The organism is Streptomyces tendae (genome assembly GCF_014650435.1).
Classification (GTDB): Bacteria; Actinomycetota; Actinomycetes; order Streptomycetales; family Streptomycetaceae; genus Streptomyces; species Streptomyces tendae.
On the sequence record NZ_BMUY01000011.1, the window covers coordinates 207,221 to 228,178 of the forward strand.

Annotated in this window: 10 protein-coding genes; 2 read left to right on the forward strand and 8 right to left on the reverse strand. The window is 75.4% G+C overall.

The window, feature by feature from the left end:
• Nucleotides 1-32: 32 nt before the first annotated feature.
• Nucleotides 33-1,334 carry an MFS transporter gene (locus IE258_RS28000; RefSeq protein WP_189747924.1) on the forward strand — a complete coding sequence of 434 codons (1,302 nt, stop codon included), beginning with the start codon at nucleotides 33-35 and terminating at the stop codon, nucleotides 1,332-1,334.
• 54 nt (nucleotides 1,335-1,388) lie between these two features.
• On the opposite strand, the gene IE258_RS28005 is transcribed toward IE258_RS28000, so the two are convergent.
• The 4 genes from IE258_RS28005 to IE258_RS28020 form a co-directional block, all read right to left on the reverse strand.
• Nucleotides 1,389-3,575: a hypothetical protein gene (locus IE258_RS28005; protein WP_189747926.1), complete on the reverse strand. Its 2,187-nt coding sequence runs from the start codon at nucleotides 3,573-3,575 to the stop codon at nucleotides 1,389-1,391.
• Nucleotides 3,572-7,150, reverse strand: coding sequence for a DUF5682 family protein (locus IE258_RS28010; protein ID WP_189747928.1), 3,579 nt, complete (start codon nucleotides 7,148-7,150; stop codon nucleotides 3,572-3,574). Before IE258_RS28010 ends, IE258_RS28005 begins: the two co-directional genes overlap by 4 nt.
• Nucleotides 7,151-7,235: 85 nt before the next feature.
• Nucleotides 7,236-12,293: a DNA-binding protein gene (locus IE258_RS28015; RefSeq protein ID WP_189747930.1), complete on the reverse strand. Its 5,058-nt coding sequence runs from the start codon at nucleotides 12,291-12,293 to the stop codon at nucleotides 7,236-7,238.
• Nucleotides 12,294-12,333: 40 nt separating this feature from the next.
• On the reverse strand, nucleotides 12,334-13,215 hold the full coding sequence (locus tag IE258_RS28020) for a DUF4132 domain-containing protein (RefSeq protein ID WP_189747932.1): 882 nt from the start codon (nucleotides 13,213-13,215) through the stop codon (nucleotides 12,334-12,336).
• A gap of 551 nt (nucleotides 13,216-13,766) precedes the next feature.
• Here IE258_RS28020 and ramR point away from each other — a divergent pair.
• On the forward strand, nucleotides 13,767-14,375 hold the full coding sequence (ramR, locus tag IE258_RS28025) for a two-component system response regulator RamR (protein ID WP_189747935.1): 609 nt from the start codon (nucleotides 13,767-13,769) through the stop codon (nucleotides 14,373-14,375).
• Nucleotides 14,376-14,379: 4 nt separating this feature from the next.
• Here the strand turns inward: ramR and IE258_RS28030 are convergent, their stop codons facing one another.
• Genes IE258_RS28030 through lanKC form a run of 4 tightly spaced genes read right to left on the reverse strand, consistent with a single transcriptional unit; the run spans nucleotide 14,380 to nucleotide 20,933 of the window.
• Nucleotides 14,380-16,176, reverse strand: a complete 1,797-nt coding sequence (locus IE258_RS28030; protein ID WP_189747937.1) for an ATP-binding cassette domain-containing protein — start codon at nucleotides 16,174-16,176, stop codon at nucleotides 14,380-14,382.
• Nucleotides 16,173-18,041: an ATP-binding cassette domain-containing protein gene (locus tag IE258_RS28035; RefSeq protein WP_189747939.1), complete on the reverse strand. Its 1,869-nt coding sequence runs from the start codon at nucleotides 18,039-18,041 to the stop codon at nucleotides 16,173-16,175. The genes IE258_RS28030 and IE258_RS28035 overlap by 4 nt, the downstream gene beginning before the upstream one ends.
• Nucleotides 18,042-18,076: 35 nt before the next feature.
• A complete protein-coding gene (ramS, locus tag IE258_RS28040) occupies nucleotides 18,077-18,205 on the reverse strand; it encodes a mycelium formation morphogenetic lantipeptide SapB (protein ID WP_003972313.1) in 129 nt (42 codons plus the stop codon).
• Between the two features lie 37 nt (nucleotides 18,206-18,242).
• Nucleotides 18,243-20,933 carry a class III lanthionine synthetase LanKC gene (lanKC, locus tag IE258_RS28045; protein ID WP_189747941.1) on the reverse strand — a complete coding sequence of 897 codons (2,691 nt, stop codon included), beginning with the start codon at nucleotides 20,931-20,933 and terminating at the stop codon, nucleotides 18,243-18,245.
• Nucleotides 20,934-20,958: the final 25 nt, after the last annotated feature.

The window sequence follows — 20,958 nt, forward strand, 5'->3', positions numbered from 1 at the left end:
TACGCGAGGTGTGCCGGGCCTGCCTCCCGGGGATGGTCGCGATCATGACAGGCATGGACACGGAAGCACCGGCAGCCCCGACCCGACGGCCCGTACGCCAGTTGCTCGCCGCCTCGGTGGGCAACGCGGTGGAGTGGTACGACTGGTACGCCTACACCTTCCTGGCGACCTACATCGCGGACCAGGTCTTCCCGAAGGGCGCGGACAACTCGCTGGTGCCGCTGCTGTCGACGTTCGCCGTGTTCGCGGTGGGCTTCTTCATGCGGCCCGTCGGCGGGCTGCTGATGGGCGCGATCGCGGACCGGCGGGGGCGGCGGGCCGCGCTGACGGTCACCATCCTGCTGATGGGCGGCAGCAGTCTGCTGGTCGGGCTGACCCCGACGTACGCGGCGGCCGGGGTGCTGGCCCCGGTGGTCCTGGTCCTGGCGCGGCTGCTCCAGGGGCTGTCGGTGGGCGGCGAGTTCGCGGCCTCGACGACCTTCCTGGTGGAGTCGGCGGGGCCGGGCCGGCGCGGGCTGTTCTCCAGCTTCCAGTACGTCTCGACCACGGCGGGGCAGCTGGTGGCCTCCGGGATCGCGACCCTGCTGGTGGACACGCTGAGCGAGGACCGGATGAACGGCTGGGGGTGGCGGCTCCCCTTCGTGTTCGGCGCCGTCCTCAGCCTGGTCGGCTTCTGGATCCGGCAGGGCGCGCAGGAGACCCGCAGCAGCGAGCAGCAACGGGCGCCGCGTCCGGCCCTGTTCGAGGCACTGCGCCGCCATCCCCGCGAGTCCCTGCTGATCTGCGGCATCACGGCGGGCGGCACCATCGCCTACTACACCTGGACGTCGTACCTGCCGACGTACGCCGAGCTGAACGCGGGCGTGGCCAAGTCGGACGCGCTGCTCGCCGGGACGATCTCGCTGGCCTTCTTCGGGCTGCTTCAGCCGCTCGGCGGCCTGCTCTCCGACCGGTTCGGGCGCCGTCCCCTGCTGCTCTTCTTCGGTGTGGGGTTCGCGCTGCTGAGCGTGCCGCTGCTGCACTCCCTGCGCGACTCCTTCGCCGTGCTGCTGCTCGTGCAGTGCGCCGGGATGGTCCTGCTGACCGGCTTCACCTCCATCAGCGCCGCCGTCAACGCCGAGATCTTCCCGCCGCGGGTGCGGGCGGCCGGGATCGGCTTCCCCTACTCGCTCACGGTGGCGCTGTTCGGTGGCACGGCACCGTACGTGGGCACGCTCTTCAAGGACCTGGGGCATGCCGGGCTCTTCCCCTGGTACGTCGCCGTGCTGTGCCTGCTGTCCTCGCTGGTGTACCTGCGGCTGCCGGAGACGGCGCACAAGGAACTGGAGCGCTGAGGCGGGGCCCGTCCCGCCGGGCCCTCCTGCCGAATCTTCCCCCGGGGTTCCGGCTCACCGGTGCCACAGGCCGCGTGCCAGGGCCGCCTCCGTGCCGGTGAGGTAGACGGCGGTGGCCAGCCACTGGGCCGCGTACTGGTCCTGGTCGTCCCGGGCGGGGCGCCCGAAGGCGTCGCGGGGACGCCGGGCGGCCACGGCGCCGAGCGCGGCGAACAGGTCGGCGCCGGTGGCGAATCCGCCGCGGCGCAGGGCGGCGACGTGACCGGCGCGGTCGCCGTCCCCGGCGGGTTCCGCGGCGGCGCGGCGTCCGCCCGTGACCGCCAGTTCGACCAGGTCGCGTATCCGCCGCAGCGGCGAGTCGACCGGGCGGGCGTCGGCTGCGGTGACCCGGGGCGGGGGCGGGCAGTGAGCCCCGGCGGGGAAGTGCGCGTCGGCCAGCACGTCGTAGCCGAGGTCGGCGCGCTCCTGCCACTCCTGAGGCAGCCGCAGGGTCGTCGCGGCCCCGGGCACCGGGCCTACGGCCACGGGACGCAGGGTCGTGACCCGGCCGGGGTCGACACGGCCGAGGACCCGTAGCTCCAGCCCCGGACACGCGCCCAGCCGCCGGAGGTTGGCGGAGTGGGCGAGGGCGGGATGCCGGTGCGCCGGTGCCAGCCGGACGGTCGGCCCGGGGGCGTCGCCGGTGAGGACATGGACCAGTACCTCATCGCCCTCGGCGGCGACGATCCGCACGTCGCACCCGGTCAGCGGCGGGGCGTGTCCGGACCCGAGCCGGTCGGGGGCGGCGGTCGCGGGCACCGCGTCGGCCCAGGGGCGCCCGGCGGCGAAGGTGGCCCGGACACCGCGCTCCGCGAGCAGGCGGCCGTCCGGGGCGACGACCGCGCCGGTGACGACCAGACCGCCGCGGGACAGCCGCTCGTGGTCGCTCAGGAAGGACCGGACGGCGACATGGGCGGTCCCGGCGCGGCGGGCTCGCGCCGGGCCTCCCGGTCCGACGTCGCGGAGCGTGTACCAGCGGCCGGTGTCGTCGACGAGATGGGTGACGACGCCGCCCGCGCCACCCGGTCCGACCACCGGTTCGCGGCAGACGCCGTAGAGCCGCAGGGGCCCGTCGGGGCGGTGGTTGTGGGGGACGCCGCCGATCAGCTCGGGGTCGGGGTCGGCCGCCTTCAGGCGGTGGGTGACGAGGAGCAGTTCGCGTAGGGCGGTCACCAACTCGTCCGCCCGGTGGGCCCGGTGGGCGCCCTGCGGGTCACGCGTCGCGCGCAGGTGGCGTACGACTGCGAGGGCCGCGCCCTCCGCACGGTGCAGTCCGGCCAGGCGGGCCGTGTGCGCGGCCCGGAGCAACTCGGCCTGCGGGACCGCGCCCGCGGCGACGGATCCGGCGGCCAGGACCGCCGAGGCTGCCGCCCAGATCCCACCGGCGGCCCGGACCTGCGCGGCGGACGGGCGGCGTCCCGGCACGGCGGGAGACACCGGTCCCGCGCTGGACACCGCGCGCACGGCGCGGGCGGCGGGCCCAGTGGGCACGGCCGGCCCACCGGGCAGGGCGGTTGCGGCGGACGGGGCGGCATCCGTGGGCAAGGCCGGTCCGGCAGACGAGACAGGTCCAGCGGTTGAAGCGCCCTCGGCGGACGGGACGCGTCCGGCAGGCGGGACGGGCCCGGCGGACGGGACGGCTGCGGCGGACGGAGCGCCCTCGGGAGACGGGTCGGTGTGGAGGCCGGCGGACGGATCACGGCCGGGGGCGGGGCCGGCAGACGGATCACGGCCGGGGCCGGGGCCGGCAGACGGATCACGGCCGGGGCCGGGGCCGACAGACGGATCACGGCCGGGGCCGGGGCCGACAGACGGATCACGGCCGGGGCCGGGGCCGACAGACGGATCGCGGTCGGGCGACGGGCCCGGTTGCCGGGGCGGGATCGCGTCGGCGACCGGGCTCGCGGCCAGGGCCGCGGTGCGGTGGAGGCAGCGCGGGGACAGCAGGCAGGTGCAACGGGCCTGGTCGGGGGAGGTGATCGTGCCGGACGGGCCGGGGGCCAGGGTCACCCACGCGTCCGCGCCGCAGCGGATGCCGTACGTTCCGTCCTCGGCGAGCTCGACGGGCGTGTTGGCCAGCGACTCGACGGCCTGGTCGAGTCTGCCGCGCAGCCGGGTGGTCAGGCTCTCCACCGCGGCGGCGAGCACCTGCGGTGAGACCGGTGGGAGCGGGGCACCGGCGTCCCTGCGGGGCGGGGTCATCGGGCGGCTCCCCGGACCTGTTCGCCGACCCAGCGGGCGAGCGCGAGCGGACTGAGCGCGGCCACCGGCATCCCGGCGGCGGCGAGTCGGCGGGCGACCGGCACGGAGTAGCGGGGCGCTCCCCCGGCGTCGAGCGCGGCACAGCCCAGCAGCCGGACGCCGGCGGACACCAGGGCTCCCGCCTGGGCCAGCAGCCCCTCGACCGCGGCGCCCTCCTCGAAGTCGCTGACGACCACCACGAGGGTCCGGTCCGGCACCTTCACCAGGGGACGGGCGTGGGCGAGGCCGGCCGCGATGTGGGTGCCGCCGCCGATCCTCACCTCGAGGAGCAGTGAGAGGGGGTCGGCGACCAGGCCGGTGAGGTCGGCGACCTGGGTGCTGAAGGTGAGGAAGTGGGTGGAGAGCATGGGTGCCCCGGCCAGGACCGCGGCGGTGAGCGCCGCCCACACCACGGAGTCCTCCATGGAGGCGGAGACGTCGACGACGAGGATCAGCCGCCAGTCGTTCCGCCGCGCGGTGCGGGTCTTGAACACCGGCCGTTCGGGGACGATTTCGACCCGTCCGTCCTCCCGCCTGCGGGTGTGGACGAGGTTGGCCCGCAGTGTGCGGGGCAGGTCGAGCGGGCCGCCGGGGCGCCGGGTGGGGAGCGGGGTGGTCAGGCCGGTCAGCGTGGGGCGCACTCGGGTGGCGAGTTCCCGGGTGAGTTCCTCGACCAGCCGTTTCACGAGCGGCCGCAGCGCGGCCAGCCGCTGTTCGGGCATTCCTCTGGCCAGCGACAGCACGGTGGACAGCAGTTCCACGGAGGGGCGCGCGGTGGTGGCGTCGAGGAGGTCGACGGCGTCCGTACGCCCGTCGGCGACGGCGCGCGCGAGGACTTCCTCCCTGATGTCCGCGCCGAAGAGGGCCTGGAGGTCCTCGGCCCAGTGCCGGACGCTGGGGTAGCCGCGCGAGCGGCCGCCGGTCCGGTCGTCTCCCCTGTCTCCCCCGTCTCCGCCACCGTCCTCGCCGGCGGCTGGTCCGTCCGCGCCGGGTTCCGGCTCGGTGCCACCTGCGCCGTCTCCGTTCCCTCCCGTCCCCCCACTGCCCTCTCCCGCTCCGTCCGCCTCCCGCTCGAACAGTTCGTCCAGGGCGCGGGCGTACGGCCACAGGGTGTCCGGGAGTCGCGCGGTGTCGCGGCCCAGCAGCAGCCGCCAGCGGTCGGCGGGGCCGAGCCGTGGGGCATCGGCGGCGGGCAGGGCCTCGGAGGCGGGACGCACCGTCGGCGGCGCGGTGTCCGAGGTGGCCCCGACGCGTCCCGGTGCCGGGGCACGCACCAGGCCCGCCAGGCCCAGGTTCCACAGCAGGGCGTACCCCTCGTCGTCGGCCGCGGCCCACCGTCCGACCAGCTCGGCCGGTGCGGGGAGGCGGAGGTCGGGCCGGTCGCCCAGGCGGTCGGAGACGACCGCGAGCACCCGGGTCCGTCCCGCCGGGGTGAGCGCCCGGAAGCCGCCGCGCAAGGCGTACAGCCGGTCGAGGAAGCCGCGGTCGCTCATGGACTCCACGCGCTCGAACAGCGGGCCCAGCGCGGTGGACGCGGACTCGATCAGTGGTCCGGCCGCGACCAGCACGCCGGTGAGCCGGCGTTCCAGCCGGTGCCGGCCGTCCGGTCCCGTCGCGGTGTCCACCCAGCCGGCGAGCCTCGCGCCCAGCACGTCCGAGCCGTCGAGGTCCAACAGGACTCGGGCGGCCTGGGCAGCGCCCTGGAGGAGCGGGGAGCCGGTGCGGGAGAGCGCGTACAGCTCGCTGTCGAGCCGCAGGCCGAGCCGGTCCTCGGCGCAGCGGACGGCGAGGGTGACGACCGCGACGGCGTCCCGGGTCTCGTCGCTGCCGGCCAGCCCCGGCAGGACGCGGACGGCGGCTTCCGACAGGAGGTCGGCGAGCCGGGCCGCCCGGGCCCGGACGCGTTCGGTGGTGCCGGGCAGGTGCCGTCGGCGCAGGGACTCCAACAGGTCGAGTGCGTCGAGCAGTTCGGGGAGGCCGGCGGCGCCCGGCAGGACGCGCTCGGCCTCCGTGAGGCCGTCGAGGAGCAGGTCGGCGAGCGCGCACCGGGCCGCCGCGCCCAGCAGCGCGACGACCCGGGCCGGGGTGACCCGGCCGGCCTCGGCCGCCCTGCGGTGGTTCTCCCGGAGGGTCCCGTCGGCCGCCTGGGCGGCGGTGACGCCCCGGACGCCGACGAGGTCGAGGCGGGCGGCGACCGACGGGGTCCACGCGGCCCGCCAGCGGGTGGTGAGGGCGCTGCCCTCCCCGGCCGCGGTCACCTCGACGGGCTCCGCGTAGCCCACGCCGCATTCCCGCAGGCGCTGGAACAGGATCTCCCGCCGGGCGTCGAGGTCGGTACGCAGCGGCGTGAGCCGGAGGTCCCGGCTGCCCGGGTCGGCCGGTCCGGGCAGCCGCAGCGCAGCCAGTTCCGCCTCCACCCAGGGGCCGAGGCCGGAGCGGGGGGTGCCGGGCGCGAGCCGGCCGCGGCCCGAGCCGACGAGGACGGCGCCCAGTTCCCGGTCGGGGGCCCGGCCCCGGCCGAGTACGGACGTCACCGCCTCCAGCAGTTCCCCGCGGCCGGGGGCGGGCAGGCCGCGCAGGGTGCCGAGGTCGCAGGCCAGTCGCAGGGTCTCGACGGCCTCACCGGTGCCTGCCGTGTCGCCGGACGCGCGGATCTCGCGGCACAGCTCGGTGAGGAACCGGGCGGCGGCGTCACGGATGCGGGCGGGGTCGCCGCCGGCGTCGAGCACCGCCTGCTGCCAGCGCGGGTCGCGGATGCCGGCCGGGTAGCCGGAGCGGGGGTCCAGCAGGGCGAAGGCGTAGGGCACGAGGGACGTGACGACCGGGGTGCCGTGGCCCGGCGTCCCCGGCCCCGGGGCCGCGGCGGCCCCGGCCTCGGCCTGCACGGACTTGGCCCGCTCGCCCGAGTCGGCCAGGGCGGGTGCGTGGAACGCGCCGACCACCGCCGCGACCCGGCGCTGCCCCACCTCGGCGAGGACCCGGCGCATGTGTGCCTCGCGGGCCAGGTCACCGGTCGCGATCCCGCCGTGGGCCGCGGTGTCCTCGCGCAGCGCCCGCCCGAAGGCGAGGGCCGCGCGGCGCACCGCCTCGGGAGCGCTGCCGGGCGCCAGTGCCTCGACGGTGCGCTCCCACAGCGCGTCGACCTCGACACCGGTACCGTCCGGCGGCGCGCAGGACCATCCCTGGCGCGCCAGCGGCAGGTCGCAGCAGACCACCTCCACTCCCCGGTCCCGCGCCCAGCGGATCGCCGCCAGTTCCGGCGAGAAGTCGGCGAGCGGGTAGAAGTGCAGCCGTCCGTCGTCGTACGCACCGCTCAGGGCCACCGGCGCCACGGTCCTCCGGTCGGCGAGGTACGGCAGCCACGGCTGGAAGTCGGCCGGCAGTTCCACGCAGACGACCTCGGGGTCCGCGGCGTCCAGCAGCCCGGGGACGGCGACGGCCAGGGCGGGACTGTGATGGCGTACGCCGATCAGGTAGGGCTGCGCGGGGGCGGCCGGTGCCACCGTCTCGCCGAGGCTCTCTTTGTGTGCGGTCATGGATCCAGGTGCGGGGGGCAGAGGCGGTCAGGAGGAGGGGGAGGGGGACGGCCGCCCGACGATCGGCCCCCTCCCCCGGCAGTCGTCAGCGGCGGCGCTTCCTCGGTCGCGGCACCTCCAGCTCCTCCAGGCGCGGTCCGTCCCCGTCCTGGACGCGCTGCCAGGCATCCCGGTACACCGCGGCCACGGGCCGGGTGGGCACGACGACTCCCAGGACGGGTGCCTCCCCCTCCAGCAGGTCGTACATCGGCAGCTTCCACCGCTCCAGCGGCAGGTGCGGGTTGCCCGGCTGGGTCCAGCCGCCGGGCAGGAACAGCGAGCGTCCTGCCTTGGCGCGGCTGCCCTCGAGCACCAGGTCGGTGGCGGCGAGCTCGGCCCGGGCGGCGCGCAACCGGGCGGTGCCGCCGCGCTGCCCGCCCCAGCCGGTCCAGCGTGCGGTGTTGCGGTCGGTGGGGTCCGGCATGGCGAGCAGCATCAGGTACAGGACGGCGGCGTCCTCGCCGATGCCGTACCGCTTGGCGGCCTCGCCGACCAGGTCGGGCACGGAGCGGGCGGGGTCCTGCGGCCACCACAGCCCGTCCGCGTCGCGCTCGCCGGCCAGGGGGTTGCCCGGATCGGCGAGCAGTTCGGCGAACGGCCGGTCGTGGACCAGGCGCAGGGCCGTTTCCTGGGCGTTCGGCCGCTCACCGGTGTACAGCGCCGCGAGGTGGGGGTCGTGGCCGGCGGCGTCCAGCAGGGCCGTCCGGATGGCGGGGAGCGGTTCCGTCCGCTCGGTGCCCAGCACGACCGCGCCGTGGCGTTCGAAGTCGTCGCCGGTCTCCGTGGGGTCTCCGGCGGCCCGCCGGAACGCCTCCCAGTCGATCCCGCGCCGGTCGAGGGCGAGCAGCAGGCCGGGGTGGGCCAGTCGCTCGCGCAGTGCGGTCAGTACGCCGGGCAGGGTGGCCCGCAGCGGGTCGCCGGACGGGAGCCGGTGTGCGAGCCAGGCGGCCAGGGCCACCGACCCCTTGAGGACCGAGCTGTCGAAGCGGGGCGTCTGCTCGGCGGTCTCCACGTAGTAGCGGCCGAGGCTCCAGGTCAGGTCCGTCGTCAGGCGGGGCTCCGTGGCCAGGTCGACGAAGCCCCGCAGGGCGTGGGCGGGTGCCCAGCCGACGGGTTCGATCGTGCGGACGGCGTCGTGCAACACGTCTTCGGGCAGCGGGGTGCGTCTGCCCAGCCGCTCGTTCCACACCTCGGCCGCGCGGGCGGTGTCGGGGCCGTGCGTCCAGAGCCGGGACGGTTCGGTGGGCAGCAGGGCGGCCACCACGGCCCGCAGGGCGGCGCTGTCGAGCGATCTCAGCTCGTCCTTGGACACGCGGGCGTCGGCCGACTTCACCCCGATGACCTTCAGGGTCGCGGAGGGCACGTTCGCGCGCTTGTCGTCGGTCTGCGGCACGCCGACGAGCACCAGCCGGGCCGTGGTCGGGGTGACCCCGGTGAGCCGGGCGAACTCCTCGGCGGCCTCGGGGCGCCAGGGCACGGGGCCGCGCTCGGCCAGCTCGGCGCGGAAGGCGGCGACCCAGCCGGCAGCCCGCGTCGGCTCCGGCACGAACGGCTCCTCGGACACCGGCGTGTAGGGGGCCGGCGTCTCGAAGCGGCCGGACGGGTCGTGGTAAACCGCGCCGTAGTGCCTGCCCTTGACCTCGTGGGGTCCGTGCTCGCGGACGAACTGGTACCAGTCGTCGGGGAAGACCAGGAACGCGCCGCCCTCCAGGTCGAGCACGGTCCCCCTCCTGTACCCGTACGTGTCGCCCGGCCCGTCGAAGGTGTCCGGGTCGAAGGCCAGGTGCACCCGGCGCCAGTGGCCGGGGTCGAGCTCCGTCAGCCCGTGCGCGTCCAGTTCGCCGAGGAAGGTGTCCAAGGCTTGCCGGTGCTCCTCCACGGTGGCTTCCGAGGCCGCCCGGAGCGCCAGTACGGCGGGCAGTTCGGGCAGGGCCACCGCGTTCAGGTGCTCCAACGGCTCCCGCTTGGCGAGCGACAGGTGGAAGATGCCCGCGGGAGCCGGTTCGGTCAGGCCCTTCATCGACCGGGAGAGGAGCTGCGGCAGCTCGAAGAGGCTGTGCTGGAAGTCGTAGTACCAGCGCGCGTCGCGTTCGGTCAGGCCGGCGCCGTTCAGCGCGGAGGCGAGCAGGCGGTCGCCCAGCGCGGGCCGCGGTTCCTCCGGGGTGACGCCCCGGACCGCCGAGTCCAGCCGGGCGAGCAGCCCGTCCAGCACACGCTGCTGCTCGGCGGCGTAGCGCGCCACGCCGGTGATGCCCCGGAGCAGGGCTTCGTGGGTGACCTCCGGGAACAGGGTGCGGACGGGTTCGAGCACTGCTTCCCGGTCTGCCGTCCCGGCCTCCGCCGCTCCGTCCCCGGTCGTCTCGGCCACGGCGGCCGCCAGCAGTGCCGCCGCGACATCGTCGCCGACCCGGCGGAGTGCCGCGGAGCCCTGCGGGTCGCGGGGCCTCAGCAGGTGCCAGTAGCGCAGGGGCGGCAGCACCGGGGTACCCGTGGAGAACGGGCCGGCCGTCTGATCACGGTTGAACCGGGCGAGCACCGCGTGGTCGGAGTCCCGCAGCTGGATGTCGTTCGACCATCGCAGGACGGTGACGGCCCGGTCGGTACCGGGGAAGACCAGCACGTTCTCCGGGTTTCCGCCCACGCGCCACGGGACGACGACGGAGCGGCCGGCCAGGTCCTCTCCCTGCCGGGAGCGGTCGGGCCGGATGATCACCCGCCAGCCGATCAGCCCGTCCACCGGGGCGCACACCGGGCCCGGTTCGGCGGACGGGGCGGGCAGCAGCCAGGAGGGGCCGAGGGTGCTGCCCTCGGGTGCGGCGCGCAGTCCCTCGGCGAACCAGTCCGGGCCGCCGCGCTCCCCCTCGGTGTCGTCGGCCGGGTCGTAGGCGTGCCAGGTGCTGTTCTTCTCGCGGGACCAGTCGTCGACCCAGACCCAGTACGAGGTGCCGTCGCTGATCACCCGCCGCCGCCACGGGACGTGGGTGTCCCCGGCCCGCAGCACGCCGCGGCCGGTGGTGATGCCGCCCCCGGGGAGCGGGAGCGAGGCGGGCGGCATGCCGTTCGTCCCGCCGCTGCCGTCCGCGTGGCAGGTGAAGGAGTCGTGGACGGCGCCGACGAGTTCGGTCGTCGGCGAGATGCCCGTGTCGGGGTGGTACCAGTAGCCGTAAGAGGTGGACGTGGCGGACACGTACCAGGAGACGAGCAGTCCGCCGTCCACGTACCGGACGTCGGGGCGGCCCGCGTCGTCCGGCAGGCGCAGTTCGTGACTGAGGACCGTGCCCCGCGTGCCGAGAACCCGGGCGTGCGTGCCCTGAAGGACGACAAGGTGCGGCCATGCCTCGGCCACGCGTGTCGCGCGGGCCTCCTGTGGGGACGCGGACGAGCCGATCGCCTCGTCCCAGGCGGGCCAGCCCAGTTCGTCGACCAGCCCGTTCCGCAGCGCGCGGGCGAGTACGGGCGCCATGCCGGTGCCCAGCGCGTCCCGCACCTCCTGCTCGGCGGTCGCCAGGATCTCGCCCGGCAGCCAGTTCAGCGTCTGGAACGGGCCACTGCTGAGGGCGAAGTCGCCCAGTCCGCTGGTGAGGTACTCGCGGCTGACCCCGGCCACCCACTCGGCGAGCATCGGGCGGCCGCCCGGCGACTCGGCCAGCCGGGACACGGTGCGCTTGTCGATGCCCTCGCGTTCGTAGGTGGGGCAGCCGCTCCGGAAGACTTCCCGGAAGCGGGTGTCGGCCGCCAGGGCGAGGAGGTCGCGCCGTTCGTCGCCGGCCGCCCAGTCCTGGAGGTTGAGCCACGGGCGGTCCTCGGGGTCGCCGACGGGGACGTCCAGGGCGAGGAGCTGGTCGAGGAGGTTGACGTCGCCGACCGGGGGCCGCAACGTACCGTTCTCGTCGTTCAGTTCGGCGCGGAGGGCACCGGCCATGCGGTCGAGGAGGGGGTACAGCTCGGAGGGCGCGATGGACCGCTCGTGGGTGCGGCACAGGGCGAGGAACCTGCGGGCCCAGCCGGCGGTGCCGTCGGGGGACCGGGCCTCGGCGGGCAGCGTGGCGTCGCACAGTCCCTCGCTGGCGCCGGTCTTCTCCAGCAGGTCGAGCCACTGCCCCAGTTCCTCGTGCTCCCACTCCGAGGGGAGCAGTCCGAGCAGGGTGCCGCGGGCGGCGGGTTCGCGCCGGGTCAGTTCCAGCAGGGCGGCCCGGTGGGCCTTCCACCAGCCGGGCGGCGCCTTGAGGGTGCCGGGCAGCGGCAGCACCTCGCGCAGGTACGCCATCTCCTCGACGAGGGCGTTCTTGCCGGCGACGGCCTTCGCCAGCTTCCGCAACTCACCCGCGCCGGGGCTCGACGGGGCCACGCCGTGCGCGGCGAGCCGGACGAAGAGGCCGCGCAGGTGCCGGTAGGCGGTGGCGGCCGGCACCCTGGACGAGAGTCCCTTGGCGTAACTGGACAGCACCTTGGTCGGCATGGCGTCGGCGAGGGCGAACTCCAGGAACACCGCGTCCATGCGGGCCTCGTCGAACGGCAGGGCGTGGGCCGTCTCGGCCTTGCGCGCGTTGACGAACATCTGGGAGCCGTACGCCTTGTCGCCGGCGGCCAGGAACACCCGGCCGGCCTCCTCGTAGAAGGTGGGCAGGAAGTGCGGCACGGAACCCGCGAGGCGCGCGCCGATCGACTCGTAGGTGGCGCGGGCCTTCTTCGCCCGGGCGCGCACCGTCCGCGCGACCTTGTTCATCTCCTCGACGAGCGACATCGCGAGATGGCCGTCGGAGGGGTGACGGACCAGCACCCACTCGGGGAAGCCCATGGCCCGGTGCTGTCCGACGCCGACCTCGACCGGCTCGCCCACGGGCAGCAGTCCGAGGAATCCGCCTCCGTCCCCGGCTGCGGGATCTCCTGCGGATTCTCCTGCGGCGGGCTCCGTGCCGGACGGGTCGGCGGGCGTCAGGCGTACGACGATCCGGTCGTCCAGACCCGGATGCCGGTAGGCCCGGGTGAACACGGGCACGGCCCGGTCGCCTCCCCCGGTGGTGCCGGGCGGCAGTACGGCTCCGGCGCGCAGCAGCTCCGCCACCTCTTCCGCCGCCCCGTGCCGTGTCGTGCCGTCGCTCATGATCGCGTGCCTTTCGTGGGTGTGCGTATCGCTGTGGCGTTCACTCGGCGCCGTCCGTGGGCACGGTGCGGCCCGCGTGCAGGGCCGCCGCCATCCGCATGCCCTCGGAATAGGCGACGGGGCCGACCTCGTGCAGCGGAAGGCTCCGGTACCCGTCCCCGTGGCTCCAGCTCAGGCCGCCGGTCCATGCCTTGTCCTCCGTGTAGGGGTCGCTCATGCCGACGGAGGCGGTGAAGACACGACCGCCGTCCCGGACGCGGTCGACGATGCGGCTCCCGGAGATCTGGTAACCGAGGGAGGTGGCGCGGGCGGACAGGTGGAACCACGAGCGGTACTCCGCGCCCGCGAACTCGTTGACCACGTCGGTGTCGCCGTCCTCGGCCGCCCCGGGAGCCGGCCAGGTGGCCCGGTGGATCTGCTCCACGCCCTGCACGACACCCAACTCTGCTGCGAAGGTGCGCAGTTCCTCCAGGTCGGGGAGGAGCACCGGGTGGGGCATGGTGACCGTACGGGGGGTCAGGCGGACGGTCTCGCCGTCCAGGTTCACCACCCGCAGCCCGTCCGACTCGTCCGCGTCGCGCAGGAAGCCGACCTCGTCGGGGCCCTCGCCGACCACGACGATGTCACGCAGCGCCGCCTGCCACGCCTCGTCTGGCCACACGCGGGCGAGCAGCCCGGTCGGCACCGGGAGGGAGGACACCATCCAGTTGTCGACCTGCGCCGCGCACTCGGCGGCGTGCCGGTCCAGCCACTCGGCGAAGCGCTGGAGTTCGACCACCTCGGGGCGGTCCCGTATCTCCGCGGGCAGCGTCCGCTCCCGCTTCCCCTCCGTCGCCGTCCCCGTCGCCGAGGTGGGCCGCGCCACCACCCGGCCCTCCACCAGGGCGACTTCGTACCTGTCGCCCGCTGCCAGCCAACCCATCAGCTCTTCGCCTCTCCCACTACTAGGTACACACGGCACAGCACACGGGGCCCCTGAATCGGCACACTCCGCTGTGGCGTTGGCCAAAGACTAGGGGCACCCACCGACAGCCTCGGGAGCCGACCGCGCGGTGCCTTTCGCGCCAGATTGGACAGCGGCGGCTTTCGGCCGGGCCCGGTATCGCCCGGACCGCGGGCCGGTGGGGCCCGGACCGCGGGCCGGCCGGGCCCGGGCGGCGCGCGCGGCCGGCCGCGGGCCGCGGAAACCGCCCTGGCCAGGACGCCAGGGGCCGCCACGCGAAGACTGCGGACTCTCGTCGGTTCACGCACGGGCCGAAGTCGTCCGGCGGATTGGTGTGTTATCCGCCCTTCTTCTCCGCCGCACCCGTCTCGATCGTCCCCCGACAAGGCTCTGACGACGGCGAATTGCCTCCGATGCGGTTCGCACGTGCGTACGCGTCGTGTTCCGCCGTCCCGGATGGGGGCACATGGCCCGATGGCGCGGGGGCGCGCGGAGCCCGGCGGCCCGAACGGGGCCGCCGCTGACAAGGGGTGGGGGAGATGGTTCGTATTGCCGTGGTGCACGACGAGAAACTGCTGCGGTCGGCACTGGTGCAACTGCTCAGATCCGACGACACGCTGGACGTGTCCTCGCACTGCCTCGACGCCGACGGTCCGGAGCTGGGTGCGGCATTGCCCGCCGACGTCTGTGTCGTGGACGGAGAGTGCCTGACGGGGCCGGAGGACGGAGGCGCCGGACGCCTGCGGGCCCGGTACGGGGACCGGCTCGTGGTCCTGGCGACGGCCAAGCGGCCGGGAGTGCTGCGCCGGGCCTTCGACGGGGGCGCCCTCGGGCTGGTCGACAAGAACGCCCCGGCCCATCGGCTGATCACCGCCGTGCACACGGTCGCCCAGGGCGAACGCTTCCTGGACGAGACGCTCACCGTGGCCCTGCTGAAGGGCGCGGAGATGCCGCTGACCACGAGGGAACTTGGCGTGCTGGCCCTGGCTTCGCAGGGGGCGCCGATCGCCGAGATCGCGGCGCGTCTGCACCTGTCCCGGGGAACGGTCCGCAACTACATGGCCACGGCGGTCCGGAAGGTGGGTGCCCGCAACCGCGTCGACGCGATCCGCATCGTCCAGAGCGCCGGCTGGACCTGACGCGTCATGAGTTCCAGTGTCCCGTCAGTTCCCGGTAGAGAGGCGAACGGCCCAGCAGTTCGGCGTGCCTACCGCACTGCGCCCGTACGCCGTCCAGCACCAGTGTCCGGTCCGCACGGACCGCCGAGGACAGCCGGTGCGCCACCACGACGAGGGTTCCGGCCCGCCCGGCGAGGGCCTCCTCGGCGCGGGCCTCGGAGGCCGGGTCGAGATGGCAGGTGGCCTCGTCGAGCAGCAGCAGGGGGGCGGGCGACAGGTACGCGCGGACCAGCGCGACCAGTTGCCGCTCCCCCGGCGAGAGCTCGGCGGGGCGCACCGTGGCGTCCAGCCCGCCCAGCCGCTCGACCAGGGGCCCGAGACCGAACGCCCCGACCGCCGCGTCGAGTTCGGTCCGGCACGCGTCCGTCCTCAGGTACGCGAGATTGTCGCCGACGGTGCCGGAGAACACGTAGGCGTCCTGCGGGACCAGCACCCGGAGTGCGGCGAGCTCGGCGGCGGGGCGCCCCGTCACCGGGCGGCCGGCCACGCGTACCTCGCCGCGGCTCGGCGCGAGCGTTCCCGCGACGAGGCGGGTGAGGGTCGACTTCCCGATGCCGCTCGGTCCCACGACGGCGAGGTGTTCACCCGGCGCGACGCACAGGTCGAGCGCGTCGAGCACGGGCTCGGCGCGGACGCCGTAGGACAGGGTGACGGCCCGCAGTTCCAGCGCCGGGGCCGCGGCGGTGTCCACCGCGAAAGCCGCCACCGGTGCGCTCGCGATGCTCGGCTCCGGCTCCGGCTCCAGCCCCGACCCCAGCTCCACCTCCACCTCCACCTCCGGCTCCGGCTCCGGCTCCGGGCCGAGGATCCGGTCGAGGACGACCAGCAGCCGGGACCCCGCCGCGCCCAGCGCGGTCATCAGGGTGTGCAGGGCGGGCAGCAGGGACTGGACGAGGTAGGTGAACGCGCCCAGCAACGCCCCCACGCTCACCCCGTGCCCGCGCAGCCACTCCACCGCCACCAGCAGCGCGAGCACGGGCAGGTGGCCCGCGACGCCGAGCGCCGCCGTACGCACCGCCGCCCAACCGGCCAGCGTCCGGGCCGCCGCGGCGGCGTCGGCGACCAGGTCCGCGCCGCTCCGCTCCGTCCCGGGTCCGGTCCCGCAGGCGGCGAGGTCCCGCAACGCCGTACGCGCCCGCGCCGCGTGGTCGCCCAACGCCTCGTCGGCCGCCAGGGCCCGGCGTTGGGCGGCCGCCATGGGCCGCAGCGTGAACAGGAACAGCGCGAGCCCGGCCGCCAGCGGGGGCAGCACCACCACGAGCAGGGCCGGGTGCAGGGACAGCAGGCCGAGCAGCGCGCCGGCGGCGGTGAAGACGAAGGACCGCAGGGTGAGGACGAGGCCGGCGAAGCTGTCCCGGGCGATCTCGACCTGGTTCGTCAGCCGCGAGACGGCCGCGCGGTCCGTCCCGCCGGGTCCGCCCTGTGCCGCCCGGGCCATGGACCGGTCGACCGCACGCCGCACCAGGCCGTCGCGCAGCGGCTCCGTCACCCCGGCGAGCTGCGCGAACACGCCCCGGACGACCCGGGCGCCGGACAATACGGCGACCAGCGCGATCCCGAGCCACAGCAGTCCCCGGCGCGGATCACCGGCGAGGAACCCCTCGTCGACGGAGCGCGCGACCGCGTGGCCGACCAGAAACGCCTGCCCCGACTCGGCCAGCGACCAGAGCGCGAGCCGTACCAGCACGCCCTTGCGGTGGGCGAGGAAGCGGCGGGCCGGCGGTGCGAGGCGGCGCAGTGTCCCGGCCTCGGCGGACGTCACGGGCGCGCCTCTTCGGGCTCGGGACGGCGTACGGCCCCGGGGCCACTGCCGCCGACACCGGTACCGGGATCAACATCAGCACCGGCATCGGCTCCCTCGCCGGCGTCGGCGTCGGCGCCGAAGACCTCCCGGTACCCCGCCCTGTGCCACAGCTCGCGATGGGTTCCCACGGCGCGCACCTGTCCGTCCTCCAGCCAGAGCACCAGGTCGGCCCGGTCCGCGACCGACGGGCGGTGCGCCACCACGAGTCTGGTCCCCGGCCGTACCGAGCGCCGCAGCGCCAGGTCCACCTCGTGCTCCGTGGCGGTGTCCAGACTGGACGTGGCGTCGTCCAGCACCAGCAGCCGCCCGGCGTGCGCGAAGGCCCGCGCCAGTCCGAGCCGCTGGTGTTCCCCGCCCGACAGGGGTGCCCGCGGCAGCGGGGTGTCGTACCCGTGCGGCAACCGGCGTACGAAGCCGTCGGCGCCCGCCGCCCGGGCGGCTCGGCGTATCCGCTCGCGCGACGGCCGCCGCACCCCGGCGGCAATCGCCTCCGCGACCGTGCCCTCCCCCAGTACGGGGCGTTCGAAGGCGTACGCCACCTCGGTGCGCAGCGCGTCGTGCGTCAAGCGGTCGAGCCGGACGCCGTCCAGCAGGACGTGTCCCTCGTCGGGGTCGATCAGCCGTCCCGCGACGGCCGCCAGGACGGACTTGCCCGCCCCGCTGCGGCCGACCACCGCGACCGTGCTGCCGCCAGGCACCCGTACGCCGTCGGCGCGCAGCACTTCCCTGCCGCCGCGCAGCACGCGCACTCCGCACAGCCGCAGCTCTCCGGGGCCGTCCGGAGGCAGCCGCCGCGTGCCGTACGCCGTCGCGGGCAGCCGTTCCAGCTCCCGGGTCCGGCGCCGTGCCTCGCGGGCCCGGACGATGGCCCCGAGCAGGGACGCCGCCGCGCCGACGCCGGCCGTGAGCTGCGCGTACCGGCCGACGGCGAGCAGGTCCCCCACGCTCAGTTCGCCGGCCGCCAGCCGCAGCCCGCCGACGGCGGTGGCGGCCAGCGTCAGCAGCGGGACCAGGACACCGCTCCGGCCGAGCGCCCGTCCGTGCAGCGCCCACATGTGCCGGCCCTGCGCGCCCAGTTCCGCCAGCGGTGCCAGGACACGGGCCCGCTCCCTTTCGCCGGTTCCGGCGGCGTCGATCGTGTCCGCGCCCTCCAGGGCTTCAAGCAGCCGGGAGGCGATCAGGGACTGGGTGCGCTGGTAGGCGGCGACCGTGGCGCCGGTGTCGCGGGCGAAGGAACGCAGCAGCAGCGCCAGGGCGGGCAGACCGGTCAGCACGCAGAGCGCCACCCACACGTCGACGAGCGCCAGCGCCACCAGGGCGCCCAGCGGGGTGATCAGTGAGGCGGCCAGCGCCGCACGGGCCGCCGGAGCCCCGCCCGCGTCGGCGGCGTTGAGGGTCAGGCGGGTCCCGATGTCGCCCGGCGGGTACGGCCGCGCGTGCTCGGGGGCGGCGCGCAGCAGTCCACGCAGGGCGCGGGTGCGGACCGACGCCGTCCAGGTGGCGTTGCAGCGGCCGGTGAACAGCGAGGTCGCGCTGTCCAGCAGCAGTTCGCCCAGGAGCAGTCCGGCGCTCAGCGGGAGCCACCATCCGGCGTCGCCGTCGCGCAGGAGCAGATCCAGGGTGCGGCCGAGGGCCAGGGGCTGGGCCACCGCCGCCGCGGCCGCCGCGACCGAGCACAGCAGGACCAGGGCTTCCAGGGCGCGCCCCGGCGCTTGCGGCGGCACGGGCCTGCTCTTTCGCACCGGTGAGAACCTCCGTACGTCGTGCGCGGGCAGGCGTCGGCGCCCCGGGCCGGAACCCGGGGCGCCCGCGCCCGGCGACATGACTCACCACGTCGCCTTGGCCGTCAGCTCCTGCGTCAGTTACAGGTGGTGATGCTCAGGCTGCTGTCGCCGCAGAGCAGGAGGCTCGCGCGGCTCCCGGTCTCGACGTCCCCCATGGCCTCTTCCTTGGGGGTCTCCATCGACTGCAGGTCGAACAGGTTCATGACGATTTCCTTTCGTTCAGCAAGGGGTGTGCTTTTCTCACGGCTCCTGGTGGAGCCGAGTCGGGGGGCCGCCGCTTCGGCGCGGCGGCGGCAGGAACGGCAGTCCGGTGGGCGCGTCGCCGAGGACGGAGGCGACGGCGAGCAGGCATCCGGCCGTTCCGGTGGAGAGGTCCATGGACAGGCGCATCATCTGCTCGCCGGGGAAGGCGAGTCGGTCGCGGTAGGACATGGCGTGCCAGGACAGGGCGTCCAGTTGGCGCCGTACGGCCCGCGGCCCGGTACCGGGCGCCGTGGCCGTGGTGCGGCCGAGGTGCAGGACCATTCCGGCCACGCCCCGGTAGAGCCCGGGCTGGGCGTAGAACATCGCCTGGGCCGCGGCCACGATCTCGTTCGCGGCCCGTGCGAACTCCTCGTCCGCCCGGTGCGCCAGGTAGTCGTCCAGCACCATGCCGATGCCCACGCTGCCGGCGCCCAGGTAGGGCATCGTGCGCCAGCCCTCGTCGACCTGCAGCGCGCCGCCCGCGCCGCGGACGCAGCGGGCGAGGTCCTGGCACAGCGCGTCGCGGGCGAGGTCGAGGAGGGCGGAGTCCCGGGTGCGTTCGAAGAGCCGGAGGAAGAACAGGGCCCGCCCCGCGCCGCCGTACAGCAGCCCGGCACGGCCGCGGCTGACGCGGTCGGCCGGCACGCCCTCGCCCCGCAGTCCGTCGGCGGCCAGTTCTGCGCAGTGCAGCGCCGCCGCGTGGAGCGCGGCCTGACCGGTGGTGGCGGCCAGCGACTCCAGGGCCAGGCCGAGACCGGCGGTGCCGCCGTGCAGGTCCGGGCCCAGATGGTCGAGCGGCTGGTCGAGGAGGAGTTCGGCGAGGTCGAGGGCGCGGTCGCGGTGACCGAGGCGCTCCAGGGTCCAGGCGAGTCCGGCGAGCCCGTCGTGGAAACCGAGCGGCATGCCCGACGGCACTCGCTTGGTCCGCTCCAGCAGCCACTGCTCGCCGTCCTCGTCCCGTCCGGCCCCGCACTCGGCCAGGGCGTACAGCACCCCCGCCGCACCGTGGGCGAAGGCCAGCCCGCCGCCCGCCGTGGCGAACTGCGCGATGTCACCGGGGAAGAGGCGGTCCGTGCGGGAGGGCGTCGCGGAGGCGCGGATCGCCGCCGCCATGGAGTCCCGGCTGCGGGGCCAGTCGTCCGGCCGGACGGGCGCCACCGGCCCGGCGGGCCGCCGCGCCGCCGGGGCCCGGTGGACGCGCGTGCTCCCGTCGACACGCGTGCTTCTTTCCTTGAGGCCCGTGTTCCCGTCGGTGCGCGTGCTCCCGTCGACGCGCGTGATCTCGTCGACCGCCGCGTCCAGGAAGGCCCGGTCCACCGGGAACTGCTCCGCCACCACCTCCGCGAGGTGCGCCGCCTTGTGACGGTCGACGGCCAGCAGACTGGTGAGCGGGAGGAACAGCGCGAGCCGCAGACAGGCCAGCGCGTACCGGTCCACCGCCACCCCACGCCGGTCGGCAGGCGCCACGAACCCCGGGTTCGCCACGATCTGGCGTCCCGCCTCGTCGACGTGGTGGGCGGCCTCGAAGTCCAGCAGGGCGACGCTGTCGTCGTCCCGGATCATGATGTTGAACAGGTGCAGGTCGTTGAAGACCACACCCCGGGCGTGGACCTCCGCGACGGCGCGTTCCACCCGCGCGTGGACGTCGAGGGCCCAGTCGGTGTACTCGGCCAGTCTCCGCTCGCCCGGGTCGGCCTCGATGAGCGGGTGCCGGCGGGCGAAGAACGTGTTGAGCGGCTTGCCGTCGATGTGCTCCAGGACGAGGAAGTGGTGCTCCCCGACCGTGAGGTGGTCGAGCACCTCCGGCGTGCAGGCGAGCCCCGACAGCCGCTCCAGCGCCCGGCGTTCACGGTGCAGCCGGGTCACGGCGTCGGCGCCGTCGGCCGCCAGCCCGGCGTGCGGACGGGCCTCCTTGAGGACGACCCGCGCACCGGTGCGGGTGTCGCGGGCGAGGTAGACGCCGCCGCCGTTGGAGAAGTGCAGCGCCGACTCGACGGTGTACGGCATGCCGGTCACGGTCACCGCGGAGCGGGCGTCGAGGTGCGGGCGCAGGAAGGCGGGCGGCTCGACCCACTCCGGGATGCGGAAGACCGGACCGCGCAGGTCGGGCACCAGCACACCGTCGGGGCCGGACACGGCGGGCCGCAGTTCCCCGTCCGCGTCGTAGCAGTCGCGCCGGGTGAAGCCGCCGTAGCGGACGTGCACGGGCCCGTCGCCGATCCGCAGGTCGCTCAGGATGTGCGGTCCGGGCTCGCCGGCCAGCAGCTCGGACAGCTCTCCCACGAGCCGTTCGAACTCCGCCTCGTTGGCCGGGTACACGGTGACGAACTTGCCGCTGCCCGCCCGGTCCGCGTACTTGGCGTTGCGCTGGTGCAGCAGGTAGCGGCTGGGCACGAACTTGAAGGCCGTACCGCCGTCGACGCAGTGCCGCCACACCCGGTCGAGCACGGACTCCGCGTTGTCGAGGCAGGCGGAGACGTGGATCTTCCATCCCTGGGCGGGCAGGTCGGCGTCGGCCGGACGCAGGGCGAGCCAGTCCCCGCTCTCGTGGCGCTGCCACCCCTGCGGTACGGGCGAGGAGGCGGCGGCGTACCGGGAGCGCGCGGCTCCGGTCCGGTCGGCCGTGCGGTGCGGGGCGTCGTAGAAGTACGGGTCCGCGTCGCAGTACACGGCGTAGCCCTTGTTCACGCCTGCTCCCTCCCACCGGTGGCTG